Genomic DNA, 20,744 nt, shown 5'->3' on the forward strand with positions numbered 1-20,744 from the left:
TGCAAAGTGGCATTCTTTGGGTTAAAAAAGGCAGGTAAGTTATGGCAAAAATCAAGAATTTAATATTTGATATGGGAAATGTGCTGATGCGCTACGATCCGGAAGTTCCATTGCGTGAATATGTTTCATCAGAGCAAGCAAGAAATCTGATTCGAAAAGAATTGTTTCAGGGTCCGGAATGGGTAGAACGGGACAGAGGTACGATTTCTATCGAGGAAATGTATGAAAGCGTGGCAAAAAGAATCCCTGAGCAATATCATGAGGAATTGAAAAAATGTGTGTATGGCTGGGATATCTGTATGGAGCCGTTGGAGGAGTCTGTAAAGTTGTGTGAGGATGCACGAAGATGGGGGTATAGTACCTATGTGCTTTCCAATGCCGCAGATGAGTTTTATCGGTATTTTCCGAAATTTTCTTCATTGGAAGATTTTGATGGAGTCATGGTATCTTCAGATGTACATCTGATTAAACCGGATGTACGGATTTACGAATGTCTGTTAGAAACATATCAGTTAAATCCTGAAGAATGTCTGTTTTTTGATGATCGGGAAGACAATGTAGAAGGTGCCCGAAAAGCCAGCATGCAGGCGATGGTATTTACAGAAGATTATGAGAAACTGCGAGCATTTTTGAAGGAGAATGCAGGAGTCGTGGACGATGAGATGGATGCAGATTCTTCGAACACCGGAAAAGGGAAAGATGCAAAAAAGGTAGAAAGCACAAAAGCGTCAGATGCAGATGTTGCATCTGCAACATCCGAAAAGAAAAAAGATATGTTACATAAAGTTACAAAAACAATGCGTGCAGTATTGATTCCGCTGATTGTGGTAGCAACCGTCCTTACTTCGGCATGTTCCCTGCCTCCGGCACCGGAACCACGTACCACACAGGCAGAAACTGATGGTCAGGCAGTTGCAGAATCGCAGGATCAGTCTGCAGACAGTGGTACTGTATCACAGAACTGCGAAAGTATATCGCCAGACAGCATTCCGGCGTATTCCGGTCAGCCTTATGTAACAATCAACAATAACATACCTGATTTTACAGATGCTGACATGCAGACGACATCGTATGAGGTTTATTCAGAACTGGACAGTCTTGGCCGATGTGGCGTGGCCGATGCAATCGTTGGCATTGATTTGATGCCAACAGAGGAACGTGGCGCCATTGGTCAGATAAAACCAAGCGGCTGGCATACAGTTAAATATGAGGGGATAGATGGAAACTATTTGTATAATCGTTGCCACCTGATCGGATATCAGCTCAGTGGTGAGAATGCAAACGAGAAGAATCTGATCACAGGAACACGTTATCTGAATGTGACAGGAATGTTACCTTTTGAGGATGAAGTCGCAGATTATGTGAAACAGAACAATGCACATGTGCGCTACCGTGTAACTCCGATTTTTGAGGGAGACAACCTGGTGGCCTCCGGAGTACAGATGGAAGCAAAATCTGTAGAAGATAATGGCGCAGGTGTCTGCTACAATGTCTATGTCTACAATGTACAGCCGGGAGTGATCATTGATTATAATACCGGAGAGAGCCGGAAAGCAACGGATGAGGAGCTTGTGGCACAGACGGCATCCACAGCGTCTGGTCAGCAGTCTCAGATATCCACAGCGTCCAGTCAGCAGGCTCAGGTAACGGAAAAAACATATGTGCTAAATACAAATACGATGAAATATCATACGCCGGATTGTTCCAGCGTAGCGGATATTAAGGAAAATAATCGTCAGGAATTTACCGGAACTGCGGAAGAACTTCAGCAGCAGGGCTATGAACCATGTGGCAGATGCCATCCGGAATAAAGACAGCAGGAAGGAAAAAACATTCCTTCCTGTTTTTACGTCATCGCGTATTGCGATACTCCCGTGGGGTACATCCCATAATTGATTTGAATGTTTTTGTAAAATAGCTTGGACTGGAAAATCCACAACTGTTACAGATATCAATGATACTCTGCTCCCCGGAATCCAGCATTTGACAGGCTTTCTCAATCCGATAATGGATCAGATACTGGATCGGAGACTGGCGGATGATATTGCGGAAGGAACGTTGTACTTCCCGTTCGCAGATATTGGCAGTCTGCGCCAGCTGTTTCAGAGAAATAGATTCGGTATAGTTAGCTTGAATATACCGGATCATTTTTTTGATATGCAGCATTTCCTGAGAAGTTTCATCCCGACTGTGGGAGCCAAGCTCTGTCCGGTTTTGCGCTAACAGAAGAAAAATCCGGGATAATTTTTCACGGATATAAAATTCATAGCCAAACGGCTTTTCACGGGCAGATTCTGTAGCATCGGAAATCAGATCAATGATCTCTTTTTCCCAGGGAACCGCAGGTGTCAGGTGTATGTAGGGCAGGGAAATACTGGATGTCGCAATGGGAGCCATGTATTTTTGCCAAAAGACGGTATACTTGGATCCATAGATCAGACGTCCGTGAAAAACAAGGTCTTCTTTGTAAAAGTCTTTCGTGGACTTAGTGGTTTCCTGGGAATGCAGGGTTCCGGTATTGATAAAAACGGCATCTCCGGCGTGCAGTGTCAGATGGTCGGTTCCCACAGATAACGGGCAGGAGCCGCTTCGGACAATGGATAATTCATATTCTTCATGCCAGTGCCAGCGGATATCGTGGGTATTGGCATCAGTATAGTATGCAGCACAGGGAAAGGAAGTATCGCCGTGGGCACGGTTTTCCCAAAATTCATCCTGAACCGAGATTGTTATAGTATTTTTCATAATTATCTCCAAATGAATATAAAAAAGTCGCTTTTGTTATATTTTATGTCAGTTCTGTTATGGATGCAAGAGGATATTTGCTATAGTATATAGTGAGTTTTGAAATTGTTTCAACATAGAGCGATTTGAGGAGGAGTATATTATGACAAAGGACATGACTTCGGGTTCTACCCTGAAACACATAATAAATTTTGCAGTTCCGCTGTGTCTTGGTATGCTGTTTCAGCAGCTGTACAGTATGGTGGATACGATGATCGTTGGAAAGGTACTCGGTGTACAGCCGCTGGCAGGTGTTGGAGCTACAGGTTCTTTGAATTTTATGATCATTTGGTTCTGCATCGGTATATGCAACGGTTTTTCAATTCCAATCGCCCAGGCCTTTGGCGCGAATAAAGAGGTGGATCTGCGCAGATATGTGACAAACAGCACCTGGCTGTGTGTTTTTTTCAGTATTGTGATCACATTTTTTGTGTCAATTTTCACGAGAAATATGCTGGTACTTCTTCGGACACCGGAGGATATTTTCGAGTATGCGTATATTTACATACTGATCATCTTCTTGGGAATCCCATGCACGTTTTTGTATAATTTCCTGGCAGGTGTGGCGAGAGCTCTTGGTGATTCCAAGACACCGCTGATGTTTCTGATTTTATCCTCTGTGGTAAATATTGCACTGGATTTTGTGCTGATGATCCCAATCCCTCTGGGCGTGGCAGGAGCAGCAATCGCAACGGTAATTTCACAGGGCATTTCCGGTGTGATCTGTCTGTTTTATATGAAGAAAAAATTCCCGATTCTGAAAGCAACCAGAGATGAGTGGCGGCTTCGTAAAAGTTATGCGATGCGTTTATGCGGTATCGGAATCCCGATGGGGCTGCAATATTCTATTACTGCAATTGGTACACTGGTAATTACAGCGGCTGTTAATGTGCTTGGCTCTGTAGCTGTGGCAGGAGTGACAGCAGCGCAGAAGATCAACAATCTGATCACATGTCCGCTGGAATCCTTGGGACAGACCATGGCACCTTTTGTTGGGCAGAATATTGGCGCTGGTAAAAAGGAACGGGTCAGTGATGGACTGAAAAAGGCATCAATCTGCGGATTTGTCTGGTCCGGAATCTGTATTCCGCTTGTATTGCTGCTGGGAAGACCAATGACAATGCTGTTCCTGAGTGAGCCGAATCCGGAAGTAGTAGAGTATTCTTTTCTGTATCTGCTTGTCGGCACGCTAGGATATTGTCTGCTGACATTGGTAGGAACTGTGCGTTTTTCCATCCAGGGTATGGGATTTTCCAGTTTTGCTATGACTGCGGGAGTGCTTGAGATGATCGCGCGAACCATTGCGGGTATTGCACTGGCGCCGACCATTGGATTTATGGGAATCTGTCTCGCAAATGTGCTGGCATGGATTTTTGCAGATGCGTTTCTGATACCGGCATTCCGGCATTGTATCAAAAAGTAGGGATACAGGAATAAAAATAGAAATACAGAAATTAAGAAAGCCGAAACATAGGAAAAATCCTGTGCTTCGGCTTTTCGATTGCTATTGAAACAAATCAGTTGATTATGCTTCTTCTGGAATGAATTCAATATGGTTCTCTGCAAGTTTGGAAATTCTTGCGAGAGAGTATACATGGATTCCCTGCTCAGTCAGTTTGTCACGACCCGGCTGGAATGATTTCTCGATGAGGATTCCAAGACCGGCAACTGTAGCATGAGCTTTTCTTAACAGGCGGATTGCCCCGGTAGCGGCTTCACCGTTCGCAAGGAAATCGTCAATGATCAGAACGTGATCTGTCTCATCAATCTGTTCGGCGGAAAGGGTCAGTTCATAGCTTGTTCCTTTTGTAAAGGAAGTAACCATTGTCTGATACAGATTTTTGTTCAGAACTTTGGATGGCTGTTTTTTCAGAATAACCATCGGGATTCCCATCTCAATCGCGGTAGTAAGGGCAGGAGCAATACCTGAGCTTTCAATGGTAACAATTTTTGTGATTCCCTGACCTGCGAAATGTGCGGCGAAATCTTTGCCGATTTCTTTCATAAGGAACGGGTCTACCTTGTGGTTGATAAAACTGTCTACCTTTAAAATATCTTCATTAACGGCAATGCCGTCTGTCTTAATCTTTTCTTCCAGTAACTGCATGATATTCCTCCACTATGTTTTCACCGAATAATACGGTTAATATAATTTGCAATTATTATAGCACATATTTTTTACATTAAAAAGCCTATTACGAAAAATTTCTTTACAGAAAAATTCAGTTGTGAAATAATAGGGCTCATGAACATAACAATTTATACTGTAGGAAGAATCAAGGAAAAATTTTACCGTCAGGCCATTGAGGAATATGAAAAACGTCTGAGCCGGTACTGTAAACTGAAAATTGTGGAAGTGGCGGATGAGAAAACGCCGGATCATGCCAGTGAGTTACAAAATCAGCAGATCAAGGAAAAGGAAGGAGAACGTCTGCTGAAACAGATGAAGGATGGCAGTTTTATTATTGCGCTGGCCATTCAGGGCAAAAAGATGGATTCGGTCGCTTTTTCAGAAAAAATAGATGCACTGGGACTTCACGGAGTTAGTGATATCGGTTTTGTCATCGGGGGGTCTCTGGGACTTTCGGATGCAGTTTTGAACCGGGCAGATATGCTGCTGAGTTTTTCGGATATGACATTTCCGCATCAGCTGATGCGTGTGATCCTTCTGGAACAGGTGTACCGGGCATACCGGATCAGCTGCAAGGAGCCATATCATAAATAAAAAGGGTTATAGTAAATCGGAAGTTATAAGGAAACAGCTTTTTCATATATTGGTTGTATGAAGAGAAAAAGCAAAACAGTGGCTGATCAGATGACAAAGCGCCTGGAACTGCCTAAGGATTTGATGTTTGGGGCAGCAATTATTACCGTGACCGGCAGAAGTGACTTAATGGTGGAAAATTATAAGGGCATTTTGGAATACCGTCAGGATAAGATCCGGCTTTCCCTGAAACAGGGACAGGTGGAAATTACAGGGGAACAGTTAAAAATCGAATATTACACCAGTGAAGATATGCGAATCACAGGAAGAATCGACCGAGTGGAATATGGCATGTGAGGAGACGCGTATGGTGTTGAAAGTGATCAAATTTTTTCGGGGTTATCTGTATGTATGCCTGACGGGATATTCACCGGAGCGTTTTTTTAATCTTTGTGGAAATGCGGGAATCGTTCTGTGGAATATTGAACCGGATGGTGAGGGCTACCATTTTTGCATCAGTCTGCAGGCTTTCCGCAGGCTGCGCCCGATGCTGCGAAAAAGCGGAACCCGGATCCGGATCGAGAAACGGGTCGGACTGCCTTTTTTAAGGTTTCGTTACCGGCATCACCGATTTTTTCTGGTGGGGCTGGCTGCATTGTTTGTGGTGCTTTTTTCCATGTCGCGTTTTATCTGGATGGTGGATGTCTCCGGAAACAGCCGTTATTCGACGCAGGTGCTGACAGATTATCTGCAGCAGGAAGGCATTGGATACGGTACGCCAAAAAGCGGTATCGACTGCGAAGAGACAGAATTGATGTTGCGGGATCATTTCCCGGATATTATCTGGGTATCTGTCCGTATGGCTGGAACCAGGCTGTATCTGGAAGTGCAGGAACAGCTTCTGGGAGCTGAGGCAAAGCAGGAGGATTCCCAGACAGATGGCACAGATCTGCTGGCGGATGTGTCCGGAACCGTGGATTCTATCGTAGTGCGCCGGGGGACACCTCTGGTGCAGAAAGGTGACACGGTGGAGAAAGGAACGCCACTGGTTAGCGGAATGCTGGAATTGCAGGATGACAGCGGAGAAACGACAGGGTATGAGTATTGTAATGCGGATGCAGATGTGTATATTCGCATGACGATTCCCTTTGAAATAACGTTTCCACTGGAAAAAACGGTGTATCAAAAGACCGGAAAACGCAGATTTGGCATTGTTTTCGTACTGGGAAACTGTCAGATTTCTTTTTTTGACCGCCAGACAAAAGGATTTCTTGTGCGCAGCAGTTATCAGTATCCATGCATCGGGAAGGATTTTTATCTGCCGGTACAGGTGATCTTGAGGGAAAAGAAATCTTATACTGTGGAAAAAGTTCCTTACAGCAAAACGGAGACCAAAGCGCTGGCGGAAGAGAAACTTACAGACTATTGTAAGAAATTGGAAGAAAAAGGTATTCAAATATCAGGGAAAAGTGGTATGATAAAAAGGACTGACACGGAAAATTCCGTGCAGGGGTCTCTAAATGTTGTTGTGAAGGCAACCAGGCGGATAGAGACGGAAAAGATGATGAGACAGGAAGGAACAGGCACATATGGAATTGACACAACAGATGTTGGACATTCCGATTGAACACATGTCAAATGTATTCGGAAAGTTCGATGCCTGGTTAAAACAGATTGAAAAATATCTGCAGGTTACGATGGTAGTACGTGATGGCAGCTTAAAGATCATGGGAAATGACAGCAATGTGGAGAAAGCATGCGCAGTCATGAACGAATTGATCGGGATGTCAAAGCGCGGAAATGATATTACAGAACAGACGGTAACATATGCACTTGAAATGTGTGGATGTACAAAAAACCATCCGCTTCTGGAGGCAGACAGCGAGATTATCTGTCATACCGTGCAGGGAAAACCGGTAAAACCAAAGACACTGGGACAAAAGGATTATGTGGATAAGATCCGCAATAAGATGATCGTATTTGGAATCGGTCCTGCGGGAACCGGTAAAACCTATCTGGCGATGGCGATGGCGATCACGGCTTTTAAAAATGAAGAGGTAAGCAGGATCATCCTGACACGCCCAGCCATTGAGGCGGGAGAAAAGCTCGGATTTTTGCCCGGTGATCTGCAGAGCAAGATCGATCCGTACCTGCGTCCTTTGTATGATGCACTGTATCAGATCATGGGAGCTGAGAGTTTTATCAAAAATCAGGAAAAAGGTTTGATCGAAGTGGCACCGTTAGCATATATGCGTGGACGTACACTGGACAATGCCTTTATCATTCTGGATGAGGCTCAGAATACGACACCGGCGCAGATGAAGATGTTTCTGACACGAATTGGATTTGGATCAAAAGTTGTCGTTACCGGTGACGCATCCCAGAAAGATTTGGCTCCGGGAGCAAAATCCGGTCTGGATGTAGCTATGAAAGTGTTAAAAAATGTGGACGATATTGCTTTTTGCAAACTGACCAGTCAGGATGTCGTGCGTCACCCTCTGGTACAGAAGATTGTAAAAGCATACGATGAATATGAGAGTGCACAGCTGAAAAAAGAACGCTCCGCGCGTTCCGGTAAGAAAGAAAGCAGAGGAAGACGAAATGACAATTAATATTATCTGTGAGACGACACCGGGTTTTTCTTTTCATTATAAAAAGCTGGCGGAGAGCGTGATTGAACATTCTCTGGATACGGAAGGATTTCCTTATGAGGCGGAAGTAAATCTGACGCTGGTGGATGAGGAACGGATCCATGAGATCAATCTGGATATGAGACAGATTGATGCACCGACAGATGTGCTGTCATTTCCAATGATCGCATATGAATACCCAGCTGATTTCGACGGTGTGGATGACCAGTTGGATGACTGTGTCAACCCGGATACGGGCGAGGTACTTCTGGGAGATATCGTGATCTGTGTACCGCGGGTATATCAGCAGGCAGAGGAGTACGGACACAGTGTAAAACGTGAATACGCATTTTTGATCACCCACAGCATGCTTCATCTGATGGGATATGATCATATGGTTCCGGAAGAAGCCGAACTGATGGAGGCACATCAGAGAAAAATCCTGGATACCATGGGAATTACAAGATAAAAAGGGGTCATTAAGAAAAAAGGAGAGTAAATTTATGAAAAAAGCACTTGCTATGTTACTGGTTGGGGTGTTATCCTTATCAATGCTGACTGCATGCGGAAAAAAAGAAACGACACCGGAATTGTCACAGCCGGTGGAGGAAACATCCGTAAGCGAAGCAGAACCTGAGGTTCAGGAACCGGCGGTGCCAGAAGGAATGGCACGCAGTTACCTGACAGGAGAATGGATCGACGAGACAATAGCAGCGCAGCGTCCGTTTGCGGTAATGCTTGGTAATACAAAGATTGCCACACCGCAGTATGGAATTACAGATGCGGATATTATTTATGAAGCTGCAGTGGAAGGACAGGAGACACGTCTGATGGCGATTTTTCAGGATTATGCAAATCTGGAAAAAGTCATGTCCATTCGAAGCTGCCGCCATTATTATGTGCACTGGGCACTGGAATTTGACGCTATTTATGCACATTATGGTCAGGCAAAATATGCCGTTGATCTTCTGAATGAAGATTACGTTGACAATCTGAGCGGATTAGACGGTGGTGTGGAGAAAGTCATGTATCACCGCGATTCTAATCGAAAAGCTCCACACAATGCCTATACAGACGGAGAGGGAATCGTGGCAGGTATTGCCTACAAGGGATATCGCACACAGCATGAGGCAGATTATACCGGTCATTATCAGTTTGTAGAAGATGACAATACACCGCTTTATCTGGACAATGGACAGGCGGCTGCTGTGGTGGAACCGGGATATCTTGTAAACAAACCGTGGTTTGTCTATGACAGTACAACCGGGCTGTACAAACGTTTCCAGAACGGGGAAGCTCAGACAGATGGAAATAACGGCAAACAGGTGGAAGTAAAGAACATCATCATCCAGATCTGCGGATGGAACAGAATGAGCAGTGAGGATGAATATCTGAATATGGAGACCATGGCGGGCGGTTCCGGGTATTATGTTACAAATGGTGCCGCGGTTCCAATTACATGGAAAAAAGATTCTCTGCAGTCTCCGACGAGATATTATGATGAGAGCGGATCTGAGATCCGATTAAATCAGGGAAAAACATGGGTATGTGTGACCGAGGATACCTATGCAGATAAGATCGCTTTTTATGCAAGCGAAGAAGAGTATGCAAACAGATAAGCTGCTCAGACAATGCTGCGTTTTCCTGAAAGCAGGAAAAGAGGTTATTATATGAGTAAGAAGAAAAATGATACAAGTTTTTTGGTGCAGGGATCGATTCTGGCGATCGCATCCTTAGTCAGCAGGGTCATTGGTCTTGTTTACCGAATTCCGCTGACTGCGATCATTGGTGATCATGGAAATGATTATTACAGCTGTGCATATGAGATTTACAGTTTGTTGCTGCTGATATCATCTTACAGTCTGCCGATGGCGGTATCCAAGATGGTTTCTGCACGAATTTCAAATGGGGAACGGCAGAATGCTTACCGTGTATTTAAGGGAGCTATGCTATTTGCGCTGATCACCGGTACGGCAGCCTGTGCTATCGTATTTTTCGGCGCGGAAGAACTGACACGGCTGTTCCAGACACCACTGGGCGTGTATGCACTGCAGGTACTGGCTCCGACACTGATCATCGTAGCGGTACTTGGTGTATTCCGTGGATTTTTCCAGGGTATGGGAACCATGATCCCGAGTGCGGTATCCCAGATTATTGAGCAGATCGTAAATGCGGTAGTCAGCGTAGGTGCTGCCTATGTATTGTTTGCTTATGGTAAACGAATTGCGACCGTACTTGGAAGTAAAGAACATTATGATGCGGCTTACGGTGCTGCGGGCGGAACACTGGGAACCAGTGCGGGAGCTCTGTGTGGACTTGCCTTTATCATCTTTGTGTTTTCCATGTTTTTACCAAAGTTCCGCAAAGCTATGAAGCGGGAACGGAAAGTGGCACAGAAAGAGCCGGAATCTTACCGTGTGATTTTTGGTATTCTGATCGCTACGATCGTTCCGGTATTACTCAGTACTACTATTTACAATCTGGTATCTATCGTGGACCAGTGGTTATTTAAAAATATTGCGACACTTCAGGGATATTCTGCTACGGATGTGTCCGAATGGTGGGGGATTTTCTCTGGAAAATACCGTGTTTTAACGAACGTACCAATTTCCATTTCCACAGCACTGGCAGCTTCCTGTGTACCTGCACTGGCTGCTGCTTTTGCGCAAAAAGATGATGATCAGGTCAGATCAAAGATCGGTATGTCCATGCGTTTTATCATGGTTGTGGCAATGCCGTGTACCGCAGGTCTTATGGTACTGGCAGATCCGATCATCCAGCTTTTGTTTCCGGGGTCAAGTGCTCTGGCAGGGCATTTGCTGCAGGCCGGTGGAATCAGTGTTATTTTCTACTCGATTTCCACATTGTCCAATGCGGTATTGCAGGGTATCGACCGTATGAAAATTCCGGTTCGAAATGCATCCATTGCGCTGGTGCTCCATGCAGGTGTGATTGCTGCAGCCATGTTCGGACTGAATCTGAAAATTTATGGTATTTGTATTGGAACCGTTGCATTTTCTCTGATCATGTGTATTTTGAACGGTACGTCGGTCAGAAAGTATTCCGGGTATAAACCAGATATCAGGAAAACATTTGTAAAACCGGCGATTGCGTCCGTGATCATGAGTGTGGTAGTATATGCGGTTTACTTTGTGATCCATAAAGCAATACACAGCAATGTGATTGGTGTGGGAGTATCCGTACTGATTGGAATGGTTGTGTATGCAGCTGCATTACTGTTGATCAAAGGTCTGACAGAAGAAGAACTGCACAGTTTCCCGAAGGGTGAACTGATCATTCGCATTGCGAAGAAGTTCCATTTATTATAAAAGGATGATTTTTTCATCTGTATAAAAAAAGAAGAAATGTGAATACTACGTGTAAAGGAGTTTATGTATGATGAAACAGACACGTATGATTCGCATTTCTTTTTTGATTTGCACTGGATTGATCATTGCTGCTTTTTGGGGCGGCTTTTATATGGGTGGCATTCAGCTTTCAGAAGATGTAACGCCAATTCAGACGGCATCTGGAAATGATGAAACGAAAGAAAATACATCAGCTTCCGTCCAGAAAAACAGTACAGATAACACGACGGTGGAAAGCATGAATAATTTAAAAGAAGAAAAATACTATGTCAAAGTATCCGGGGAATATCTGTCCGTTTATTTCAGTGACACGGATCGGCTGTATTTTGAGACAAGCCTGAAGGTATCCGATCTGCCTGAATATCTGAGAAATGATGCGGTAAATGGTATTTCCTTTTCTTCCCTGGAGAATCTTTACAGTTTTCTTGAAAATTATTCGAGCTGACGGGGAAAGAATGAAATGTTCCAGAAATGTTGATGGAAGCCTGAACGAAAAAATGCAAAACAGAAGAGTAAAAAAGAGAATGCAGAGAATGATCCTTTCTGGAAAAAAGCAAGAAATTAATCCCGGGAAACGACTTTCCAAAATCTGTGGCTTGTGCTATACTGAACCACGAGTGATTTTTATCTCAGTCTGAGGAAAAAACTCGGACTGAGTGTAGAATTGCAGAGATACACAGAAGCGTAATAGTTATATATCATGGAGGCCGGGATGTCAAAAGAGAAGAAACAAAAGGGAATTGGTATCGGAACAGGTATGATTCTTGGAATTGCTATCATTTACATATTGTTTGGACTGGCAATGATATTTGTTCCACAGTTTAAAGAGATTTATATTATTTATATTGCCGGAGCAATTTTTGTGATATTCGGTATTGTTATGATCGTGAAATATTTCCTGACCGGAAGTTACCGGGATATTGGAAAATATGGTTTCTCCGCGGGCGTTTTGTGCGTGCTGATCGGAGTCCTTATGCTGGTTCGAACCAATGAGATTGCCGTCTATTTTTCACTGTTTTTCGGCATCTGCATTTTGCTGACGGCCATTATCAAGCTGCAGAATGCGGTTGATCTGAAGAGTATGCACAACAAAGGCTGGTTTGTGTTCCTGCTGATCGCACTGGTATTTCTGGCAGCGGCCATTCTGATCGTGTTGAATCCTGGTGGAAAAGTAAGCCAGTATAAAGATGTGATTTATTATATTCTGATCGCGGACGGAGTTATCAGCATTATCAGCCCGATCTATCTCATCTTTGCAATTCGCACAAGCAGAAGACTGGAACTGGCAGGACATGCACAGAAAGCATTTGATAAAAAAGACAAAGATGCAGGGGATGGGCTGGAAAAACGGGCAGATAATGATACTAAAAAACAGTCCGATAAAACAGATCCTGATACAGAGAAAGAAGAAAAACTGAAAAAATCTGATGTGGTATCAGCTGAGCCTGTTACGAGTGTATCAAAAAAGGAGATGCAGGAGAACAATGCATCAGATGATGAGTTGGACGATGAGATGACCAGAGAAATTTTACATTTTTTTGAGGATGATAAGTAAGAGGAGTTTTTGTGAAACAGAAAGAATATGATGTAATTGTAGTTGGCGGAGGGGCAGCCGGTCTGATGGCTGCCATTCAGGCTGCATCCACAGGGGCAAAAACAGCCATTCTGGATCACCATGAAGTTTCCGGCAAAAAGATCCTGGCAACAGGAAATGGAAAATGCAATTTTACGAATCTGATGCAGGGGGAGAGCTTTTATCGATGCGATACCCCTGCCTTTGTATTGCATATGTTAGAGGCATTTTCCGCCACAGATACCATTGAATTTTTCCGTGGACTGGGTGTACTGACAAAAGAACGGCAGGGTTACTGTTATCCGAGAAGCGGGCAGGCAGCAACCATTCGAAATGCATTGATGCGCCGCATGGAAGTATTGCAGATTGAACTGTATAACAGTATTGGAATCCGGAAGATCCAGCGGGAGAAAGACGGATTTTTGCTGGATACAAAAAGCGGTCTGTTTGCTTCTAAAAGTTGTATTCTGGCAACCGGAGGTATGGCATCTCCAAAGACCGGCAGTGATGGAAGCGGTTATATTTATGCGAAAGCATTAGGACATACAGTGAAGAAGCCGTTGCCGGCGCTGACTGCATTGATTGCTGAGGCAGGCTGGTTAAAGCAGACGGCAGGTGTGCGGGCAGATGCTTCGATAAGTCTTTTTGTAGATGGATCATGTGTGGCGCAGGATATTGGGGAAGTACAGATGACAGATTATGGTATTTCCGGAATCCCGGTTTTTCAGGTGAGCCGGTATGCGTCACTGGCGCTGGATGAGGATCAGAGAGTGGAAGCGGTGCTTGATTTTGCACCAGAGTATACAGAAGATGCGTTACGCGAATTCTGGAAAAACCAAATGACCCAGGTATCTGGTGATACGACCTGGAAGGAACTGTTGTCCGGTATCGTCAACGAAAAACTTGCAGCAATGCTTTGTGCACAAAAACATCTGGGAGAGCGCACGATTGTTTCTGTGAATGAAACGAAGAGACGGCAGTTACAGCGGGAGCTGATCCATTTGCTCAAACAGGTAAAACTGACAATAACCGGAACAAAGGATTTTTCTTTTGCACAGGTTACCTGCGGTGGGATTTCAGTGGAAGAACTGACCGAACAGATGGAGTCAAGAAAAGTACCGGGACTGTATTTTGCAGGTGAGATCGTGGATGTGGATGGCATCTGCGGCGGTTATAATCTGCAGTGGGCCTGGTCCAGTGGAACAGTGGCAGGCAGACAGGCGGCATTGCGCTGCAAAGTCAGAAACAATGACGTAAAGTAGTAAAGTAAGAAACGAACACGAATGTATGTAAAATATCTAATACGAAACAGAATAATTTGGAGAAATATATGAACAAGACAATTCAAGTGTCACAGATTTCTGTGCCTCTGGCACATACAAAAGAAGAAATCTTTCAAAAGGCATGTGCGCTGGCGCAGATTCCGACAAAAAAAGTGATCTCCATGCAGATCATGAAACAGTCGGTGGATGCCAGAAAAAAAGCTACACTTAATTATACGTATACAGTGCGGCTTGTGGTGGATGCACAGCAGAAAATCCGCAAAAATCATGCGCATGTGCAGGAAATTCAGCCAGTGACTTATCAAATTCCGAAAAAAAAGGATACGGCGGCAGAAGAAAAACAACCGATCGCAATCGTAGGTGCGGGACCGGCGGGCCTGTTTGCAGCTTATCTGCTGGCACAGTGTGGTTATTGCCCGAATATCTATGAGCGCGGAAAAGAAGTATCTGCCCGTCAGCAGGATGTGGAAGCATTCTGGAGCGATGGCAGTTTAAATCTCGAATCCAACGTGCAGTTTGGAGAAGGCGGAGCCGGTACGTTTTCTGATGGAAAGTTAAATACTTTAGTAAAAGATAAATTCGGACGCAGCCGGTATGTGCTGGAAACTTTTGTGAAATTTGGTGCACCGGAGGATATTTTGTATGTGGCAAAACCACATGTGGGAACAGATGTCCTGCGCACAGTAGTAGAGCGGATGCGTCAGGAAATTATTGGTCTTGGCGGAACCTTCCATTTTTCCACAAAGGTGACCGATTTACATATCAAAGATGGGAAGATTTCGGAAATTGAGCTGAATCATAAGGAATGGAAGGTAGTTTCTGGTGTGGTTCTGGCCATCGGACACAGTGCCAGAGATACGTTTCAGATGCTGTATGAGCGGCAGATTCCGATGGCAGCAAAATCCTTTGCGGTAGGTATGCGTGTGGAACATCCACAGCAGATGATCAATGAAAGCCAGTATGGAACCGGTGCCGATATGACACTGCTGCCAACAGCTGCTTATAAGGTAACACATCAGGCTTCCAATGGAAGAGGCGTGTATTCCTTTTGTATGTGTCCGGGTGGTTACGTGGTCAATGCTTCTTCCGAAGAAAATTGTCTGGCAGTAAACGGTATGAGTTACCGTAAACGTGATAGCCATAATGCAAACAGTGCCATCATTATTTCTGTGACTCCGGCAGATTTTCCAGATAAAGAACATCCTCTTTCCGGCGTTGCCTTTCAGCGGATGTTAGAAGAAAAAACATGGAAACTTGCGGAGGGAAAAGTGCCTCAGCAGTTATATGGTGATTTTAAACAGAATAGAGCCAGCACTGGATACGGTTCTTTTGATAGCTGTGTAAAAGGTCTGCATGGCTTTGCAAATCTGAGAAGCCTGTTTCCGGAAGCTGTAAATGAGGCGTTTTGCGAGGGAATGGAAGCTTTTGGGCGGAAAATCCGTGGATTTAACCGCGAGGACTGTATTTTGTCCGGCGTGGAGAGCCGTACCTCTTCCCCGGTGCGGATTCACAGGGATGAAAGTTTTCAGAGTGAGATCCGGGGGCTGTATCCGTGCGGAGAAGGCGCAGGATATGCCGGTGGTATTATGTCTGCAGCCATGGACGGATTAAAAGTGGCAGAGGCGATCGTACAGGAGATAAAGTAAATGGAGATAAATGTAGCAGAATTGACACCCATGATGCAAAAATACATGGAGACAAAGCAGGAGTACAAAGACTGTATCCTGTTTTACCGTCTGGGTGATTTTTATGAAATGTTTTTTGATGATGCTCTGACGGCATCCCGGGAACTTGAGATTACGCTGACCGGAAAAAGCTGCGGTTTAAAAGAGCGTGCACCGATGTGTGGTGTGCCCTTTCATGCCGTAGAAGGATATTTGAACAAACTGGTATCCAAAGGATATAAAGTGGCCATCTGTGAACAAGTGGAGGATCCGAAGCAGGCAAAGGGTCTGGTAAAAAGAGAAGTAACCAGAATCGTTACACCTGGAACAAATCTGGATACCAATGCATTGGATGAGACAAAAAATAACTACATCATGTGTGTGGTGTACGTGGACAATAAATACGGTGTGTCCGTGGCGGATGTCACCACCGGCGCTTACTATGTGACAGAACTGGATTCTGAGCGCAAACTGTTAGATGAGATCAGTAAATATATGCCATCTGAGATTATTTCCAATGAGGCATTTTTTGTCAGCGGGATTGATCTGGAAGACCTGCGTCACAGACTTGGCATTACAATCTATTCTCTGGATGCATGGTATTTCGGAGACGAACTGGCAGCAACTACATTAAAGGATCATTTCCATGTGGCTTCCCTGAATGGACTGGGACTTGGTGATTATAACTGTGGCGTGATAGCAGCCGGTGCGCTGCTGAAATATCTGTATGAAACGCAGAAAACGACACTGGATCACATGACCACCATTGAACCATATTCCACCGGAAAGTTTATGGTGCTTGACAGTTCCACCAGAAGAAATCTGGAACTGGCAGAAACACTGCGTGAAAAACAGAAACGTGGTTCGCTGCTCTGGGTGCTGGATAAAACAAGAACAGCCATGGGAGCCAGAATGCTGCGTGCCAATCTGGAGCAGCCATTGATCGATAAAAAGCAGATTGAGGCCAGACTGGATGCAGTGGAAGAACTTAAAAACAATATGATCTGTAGAGAAGAACTGCGGGAATATTTAAATCCGATCTATGATCTGGAACGTTTGATCAGCCGCGTGGTTTATCAGACTGCAAATCCCCGGGATCTGATTGCTTTTCGTTCTTCCCTTGAGATGCTTCCGGCCATCAAGACGCTGCTTCAGGATCTGAAAACACCGTTGCTGCGGGAACTGGATGAAGAACTGGATCCGTTAAAGGATATTTATGAGCTGATCTGTCAGTCCATTGAAGATGAACCGCCAATCTCCATCCGGGAAGGCGGCATGATCAAGAGCGGTTATAATGAGCAGGTGGATCATCTGCGCAATGCCAAGACCGAGGGCAAGACATGGCTGGCCAAGATCGAAGAGGAAGAACGGGAAAAGACCGGTATCAAGAATCTGAGAATCAAATTTAATAAAGTATTTGGTTATTATCTGGAAGTGACGAACTCCTACAAAGATCTTGTGCCTGAGTATTATACAAGAAAACAGACACTGACCAATGCGGAACGTTATATCACACCAGAGTTAAAAGAGTTAGAAGAAACCATTCTTGGTGCGGAGGACAAACTGACAGCTCTGGAGTACGATATTTTCTGTCAGATCCGCAATACCATTGCAGATCAGGTTGTGCGCATCCAGCATACAGCAAAAGCCGTTGCGGCGCTGGATGTAGTTGCTTCTCTGGCCGTTGTAGCTGAGCAGAGTGATTATACGAGACCTAAGATTAACGAAAAAGGAATTCTGGACATTAAGGGCGGCCGCCATCCGGTGGTGGAAAAAATGATCGATAACGATATGTTTATCGCAAACGATACCTATCTGGATAATAAAAATAACCGCATTGCGATCATTACCGGGCCGAACATGGCAGGAAAATCTACTTACATGAGACAGAATGCCCTGATCGTGCTGATGGCGCAGATCGGAAGTTTTGTGCCTGCACAGAGTGCCAATATCGGTATTGTGGACCGTATTTTTACCCGTGTGGGAGCATCCGACGATCTTGCCTCCGGACAGAGTACCTTTATGGTAGAGATGAACGAGGTGGCAAATATTTTGAGAAATGCTACAAGCAGCAGCCTTTTGATTCTGGATGAGATCGGCCGCGGTACAAGTACCATCGACGGCTTATCTATTGCCTGGGCGGTGGTAGAGTATATCAGCAATCCGAAAATCCTTGGAGCAAAGACGCTGTTTGCCACTCATTATCATGAACTGACAGAACTGGAAGGCAAGCTTTCCAATGTAAATAATTACTGTATTGCCGTAAAAGAAAAAGGTGACGATATTGTATTTTTACGAAAGATCGTATCCGGCGGCGCTGACAGAAGTTATGGTATCCAGGTGGCAAAACTGGCAGGCGTTCCGGATCCGGTGATCGAGCGTGCAAAGGTGATCTGCGAAGAACTGGAGCGTGCGAATATGAGCAATCTGGCCGCAAATCTTCCGGAGATTCCGGCACAGCATAAGGCAAAACCGAAACAGCCGGACGATGTGGATATGGCGCAGATGTCACTGTTTGACACGTTGAAAGATGATGACATCATCGGGGAGATCCGTGAGATTGATCTGACAAATATGACACCGTTTGAGGCTATGAACAAATTGTATGAAATCCAGAATAAGATTAAAAATCGCTGGTAGGAGGCACATATGCCACAGATAGAAGTTTTAGATGAACAGACCATAGATAAGATTGCAGCGGGAGAGGTGGTAGAGCGCCCATCTTCCGTTGTCAAAGAACTGGTGGAAAATGCCATTGACGCGAAGGCTTCTGCCATCACCGTAGAAATCAAAGAGGGCGGAACTTCCCTGATCCGTATCACAGACAACGGATGCGGGATTGAAGCAGAGCAGATTCCAATTGCTTTTTACCGCCATTCCACAAGTAAAATTCGTAAAGTAGAAGATCTGGTGCGTATTTCCTCACTGGGCTTCCGCGGTGAGGCGCTGTCAAGTATTGCTGCGGTGGCTCAGGTGGAACTGATCACAAAGACACAGGAGCAGTTTACCGGCAGCAGATATCTGATCGAGGGGGGAAAAGAGATTTCCCTGGAAGAAATTGGTGCGCCAAACGGAACCACGTTTCTGGTAAAAAATCTGTTTTATAATACACCTGTGCGTCGTAAATTTTTAAAATCCGCCCAGACAGAGGCAGGATATGTCAATGATCTGATGGAGCGGATGGCGCTGTCCCACCCGGATGTATCTTTTAAGTTTATCAATAACGGACAGATTCGTTTACATACTTCGGGGAATGGACAGCTGAAGGATATTATTTACCATATTTATGGTCGTGATATTGCGGCAAACCTGCTGGAAGTACATGGAGAATACGAAGGATTCTGCGTGGATGGGTATATCGGAAAGCCGATCATTGCCAGAGGAAACCGCAATTTCGAAAGTTATTTTATTAACGGACGTTATATTAAAAGCAGTCTGATTGCTAAGTCTCTGGAGGATGGATATCGTGGATTTATGATGCAGCACAAATATCCGTTTACCGTTCTGATGATTTCTCTGGACGGAACTCTTGTGGATGTCAATGTGCATCCGAATAAGATGGAAATGCGATTTTCCAACGGGGAAATGTTGTATCAGCAGCTGGTGGCACTGATTTCCGGACACCTGCGGGAAAGTGAACTGATTCCGAAGGTAGAAGTTCATGAAGAAAAAACGGCTGCAAAGCAAGTGGAGGTTTCCCGGGAAACGGCGCCGGAACCATTTGAGACAAAGCGTCTGGAACGTCTGCGTGCAGCGGTGGCAAAGGACAGTCCATATGAGCGGAAATATCCGGAGCGTGATCCGCTGACTGAAAGAACGATGCAGCCGGCGACCGGAGCGGAAAGCAGTAATCATGCAATGGTTCGGGAGAATATTTCATTTGCTGCAAAGCCGGAGGTAAAATCGAAAGTTGATATGCAAGCGCCAGAAGAACGTACAGCAGTTGAAACAAAAGACGTGAATCTGAGTGCATTTCAGGGAAATAACTCTGAAATACCGATTATTTCCAATCCTGTACAGCAGAATTTGTTTGAAGCAGCGGAGCAGGAAGCAGAAGAAGATTCAGTTTCTGATGTACAGAAAAATGCAGATACTGCTTTGGATCTGAATACAGGCAGGAAGGAAGAACTAAAGCTGCTCTCCAAACAGGCCAGACCGCAGCACCGCATCATCGGTCAGTTATTTGATACTTATTGGCTGGTGGAATTTCAGAATCAGTTTTATATGATCGATCAGCACGCGGCACATGAAAAGGTTTTATTTGAGCGTACTATGAAAGCTTATCGGGAAAAAGAATTTACGTCCCAGATGATCAGCCCTCCAATTATTCTTTCCCTGACCATGCAGGAGGAAACTCTGCTGAAAAAGTTTTTACCGGAATTTGAAAAACTCGGATATGAGATCGAGCATTTTGGTGGCAAAGAATATACCGTAAACGCAGTTCCGGGCAATTTGTATGGTCTGAACGGTCAAAGCCTGTTGCTGGAACTGATGGATGGCCTTGGCAGTATGTCTGAGAAAGATACACCAGATCTGGTAGTGGAAAAGATTGCAAGCATGTCCTGCAAAGCGGCGGTAAAGGGGAATCAGAAACTTTCCAGGGCGGAGATCGAACATCTGATCGATGAATTGCTGACACTGGAAAATCCTTATTTTTGCCCGCATGGCAGACCGGTGATCGTAGCAATGACAAAATATGAGATAGAAAAGAAATTTAAGAGAATCGTATAGAGAGACA

17 protein-coding genes are annotated in these 20,744 nt (G+C 44.7%); 15 read left to right on the forward strand and 2 right to left on the reverse strand.

Annotation, left to right across the window (positions count from 1 at the left end; all coding sequences use genetic code 11):
* Positions 1-41 precede the first annotated feature (41 nt).
* Positions 42-1,811 carry an HAD-IA family hydrolase gene (locus tag Q0I54_RS13280; protein WP_367270782.1) on the forward strand — a complete coding sequence of 590 codons (1,770 nt, stop codon included), beginning with the start codon at positions 42-44 and terminating at the stop codon, positions 1,809-1,811.
* Positions 1,812-1,851: 40 nt separating this feature from the next.
* Here Q0I54_RS13280 and Q0I54_RS05275 read toward each other — a convergent pair whose 3' ends face one another.
* Positions 1,852-2,745, reverse strand: a complete 894-nt coding sequence (locus Q0I54_RS05275) for a helix-turn-helix domain-containing protein (RefSeq protein ID WP_296117042.1) — start codon at positions 2,743-2,745, stop codon at positions 1,852-1,854.
* Between the two features lie 142 nt (positions 2,746-2,887).
* Between Q0I54_RS05275 and Q0I54_RS05280 the strand changes: the two genes are divergently transcribed.
* Complete coding sequence (locus Q0I54_RS05280; protein WP_296117043.1) at positions 2,888-4,207, forward strand: MATE family efflux transporter; 1,320 nt, start codon at positions 2,888-2,890, stop codon at positions 4,205-4,207.
* A gap of 102 nt (positions 4,208-4,309) precedes the next feature.
* Here the strand turns inward: Q0I54_RS05280 and Q0I54_RS05285 are convergent, their stop codons facing one another.
* Positions 4,310-4,891, reverse strand: a complete 582-nt coding sequence (locus Q0I54_RS05285) for a xanthine phosphoribosyltransferase (protein WP_296117045.1) — start codon at positions 4,889-4,891, stop codon at positions 4,310-4,312.
* A 138-nt stretch (positions 4,892-5,029) separates the two neighbouring features.
* On the opposite strand from Q0I54_RS05285, the gene rlmH reads away from it, so the two are divergent.
* The 13 genes from rlmH (at position 5,030) to mutL (ending at position 20,737) form a co-directional block, all read left to right on the forward strand.
* On the forward strand, positions 5,030-5,509 hold the full coding sequence (gene rlmH / locus Q0I54_RS05290; protein WP_296117047.1) for a 23S rRNA (pseudouridine(1915)-N(3))-methyltransferase RlmH: 480 nt from the start codon (positions 5,030-5,032) through the stop codon (positions 5,507-5,509).
* A gap of 78 nt (positions 5,510-5,587) precedes the next feature.
* Positions 5,588-5,845, forward strand: a complete 258-nt coding sequence (yqfC, locus tag Q0I54_RS05295) for a sporulation protein YqfC (RefSeq protein WP_296117048.1) — start codon at positions 5,588-5,590, stop codon at positions 5,843-5,845.
* Positions 5,846-5,855: 10 nt separating this feature from the next.
* The gene (locus tag Q0I54_RS05300; protein ID WP_296117050.1) at positions 5,856-7,115 is read left to right on the forward strand and encodes a sporulation protein YqfD; all 1,260 of its coding nucleotides are present in this window, start codon (positions 5,856-5,858) and stop codon (positions 7,113-7,115) included.
* Entirely contained in the window at positions 7,078-8,100 is a 1,023-nt protein-coding gene (locus tag Q0I54_RS05305) for a PhoH family protein (protein ID WP_296117053.1), read from the forward strand. The genes Q0I54_RS05300 and Q0I54_RS05305 overlap by 38 nt, the downstream gene beginning before the upstream one ends.
* Positions 8,090-8,587, forward strand: a complete 498-nt coding sequence (ybeY, locus tag Q0I54_RS05310) for an rRNA maturation RNase YbeY (protein WP_296117055.1) — start codon at positions 8,090-8,092, stop codon at positions 8,585-8,587. The genes Q0I54_RS05305 and ybeY overlap by 11 nt, the downstream gene beginning before the upstream one ends.
* A gap of 34 nt (positions 8,588-8,621) precedes the next feature.
* Positions 8,622-9,737, forward strand: a complete 1,116-nt coding sequence (locus Q0I54_RS05315; protein ID WP_296117057.1) for a DUF3048 domain-containing protein — start codon at positions 8,622-8,624, stop codon at positions 9,735-9,737.
* Positions 9,738-9,788: 51 nt separating this feature from the next.
* A complete protein-coding gene (locus Q0I54_RS05320) occupies positions 9,789-11,447 on the forward strand; it encodes a polysaccharide biosynthesis protein (RefSeq protein WP_296117059.1) in 1,659 nt (552 codons plus the stop codon).
* Between the two features lie 67 nt (positions 11,448-11,514).
* A complete protein-coding gene (locus Q0I54_RS05325; protein WP_296117061.1) occupies positions 11,515-11,931 on the forward strand; it encodes a hypothetical protein in 417 nt (138 codons plus the stop codon).
* A 267-nt stretch (positions 11,932-12,198) separates the two neighbouring features.
* Complete coding sequence (locus tag Q0I54_RS05330; protein ID WP_296117063.1) at positions 12,199-13,041, forward strand: HdeD family acid-resistance protein; 843 nt, start codon at positions 12,199-12,201, stop codon at positions 13,039-13,041.
* Between the two features lie 11 nt (positions 13,042-13,052).
* Positions 13,053-14,321, forward strand: a complete 1,269-nt coding sequence (locus Q0I54_RS05335; protein WP_296117064.1) for an aminoacetone oxidase family FAD-binding enzyme — start codon at positions 13,053-13,055, stop codon at positions 14,319-14,321.
* A 68-nt stretch (positions 14,322-14,389) separates the two neighbouring features.
* The gene (locus Q0I54_RS05340) at positions 14,390-15,988 is read left to right on the forward strand and encodes an NAD(P)/FAD-dependent oxidoreductase (RefSeq protein WP_296117066.1); all 1,599 of its coding nucleotides are present in this window, start codon (positions 14,390-14,392) and stop codon (positions 15,986-15,988) included.
* Positions 15,989-18,646 (forward strand): DNA mismatch repair protein MutS, encoded by a 2,658-nt coding sequence (gene mutS, locus Q0I54_RS05345; protein WP_296117068.1) that lies wholly within the window; start codon positions 15,989-15,991, stop codon positions 18,644-18,646.
* 9 nt (positions 18,647-18,655) lie between these two features.
* Positions 18,656-20,737, forward strand: a complete 2,082-nt coding sequence (gene mutL / locus Q0I54_RS05350; protein WP_296117070.1) for a DNA mismatch repair endonuclease MutL — start codon at positions 18,656-18,658, stop codon at positions 20,735-20,737.
* Positions 20,738-20,744: the final 7 nt, after the last annotated feature.

The organism is uncultured Eubacterium sp., from assembly GCF_934295145.1.
Lineage (GTDB): Bacteria > Bacillota > Clostridia > Lachnospirales > Lachnospiraceae > Eubacterium_I.

Bases quoted from the DNA above. Each gene is read 5' to 3' on its own strand.
- Q0I54_RS05325 (WP_296117061.1), top strand. From the start codon at position 11,515: ATGATGAAACAGACACGTATGATTCGCATTTCTTTTTTGATTTGCACT.
- Q0I54_RS13280 (WP_367270782.1), top strand. From the start codon at position 42: ATGGCAAAAATCAAGAATTTAATATTTGATATGGGAAATGTGCTGATG.
- Q0I54_RS05280 (WP_296117043.1), top strand. From the start codon at position 2,888: ATGACAAAGGACATGACTTCGGGTTCTACCCTGAAACACATAATAAAT.
- rlmH (WP_296117047.1), top strand. From the start codon at position 5,030: ATGAACATAACAATTTATACTGTAGGAAGAATCAAGGAAAAATTTTAC.
- ybeY (WP_296117055.1), top strand. From the start codon at position 8,090: ATGACAATTAATATTATCTGTGAGACGACACCGGGTTTTTCTTTTCAT.
- Q0I54_RS05315 (WP_296117057.1), top strand. From the start codon at position 8,622: ATGAAAAAAGCACTTGCTATGTTACTGGTTGGGGTGTTATCCTTATCA.
- Q0I54_RS05320 (WP_296117059.1), top strand. From the start codon at position 9,789: ATGAGTAAGAAGAAAAATGATACAAGTTTTTTGGTGCAGGGATCGATT.
- Q0I54_RS05275 (WP_296117042.1), bottom strand. From the start codon at position 2,745: ATGAAAAATACTATAACAATCTCGGTTCAGGATGAATTTTGGGAAAAC.
- Q0I54_RS05305 (WP_296117053.1), top strand. From the start codon at position 7,078: ATGGAATTGACACAACAGATGTTGGACATTCCGATTGAACACATGTCA.
- Q0I54_RS05340 (WP_296117066.1), top strand. From the start codon at position 14,390: ATGAACAAGACAATTCAAGTGTCACAGATTTCTGTGCCTCTGGCACAT.
- mutL (WP_296117070.1), top strand. From the start codon at position 18,656: ATGCCACAGATAGAAGTTTTAGATGAACAGACCATAGATAAGATTGCA.
- Q0I54_RS05285 (WP_296117045.1), bottom strand. From the start codon at position 4,891: ATGCAGTTACTGGAAGAAAAGATTAAGACAGACGGCATTGCCGTTAAT.
- Q0I54_RS05330 (WP_296117063.1), top strand. From the start codon at position 12,199: ATGTCAAAAGAGAAGAAACAAAAGGGAATTGGTATCGGAACAGGTATG.
- mutS (WP_296117068.1), top strand. From the start codon at position 15,989: ATGGAGATAAATGTAGCAGAATTGACACCCATGATGCAAAAATACATG.
- Q0I54_RS05300 (WP_296117050.1), top strand. From the start codon at position 5,856: ATGGTGTTGAAAGTGATCAAATTTTTTCGGGGTTATCTGTATGTATGC.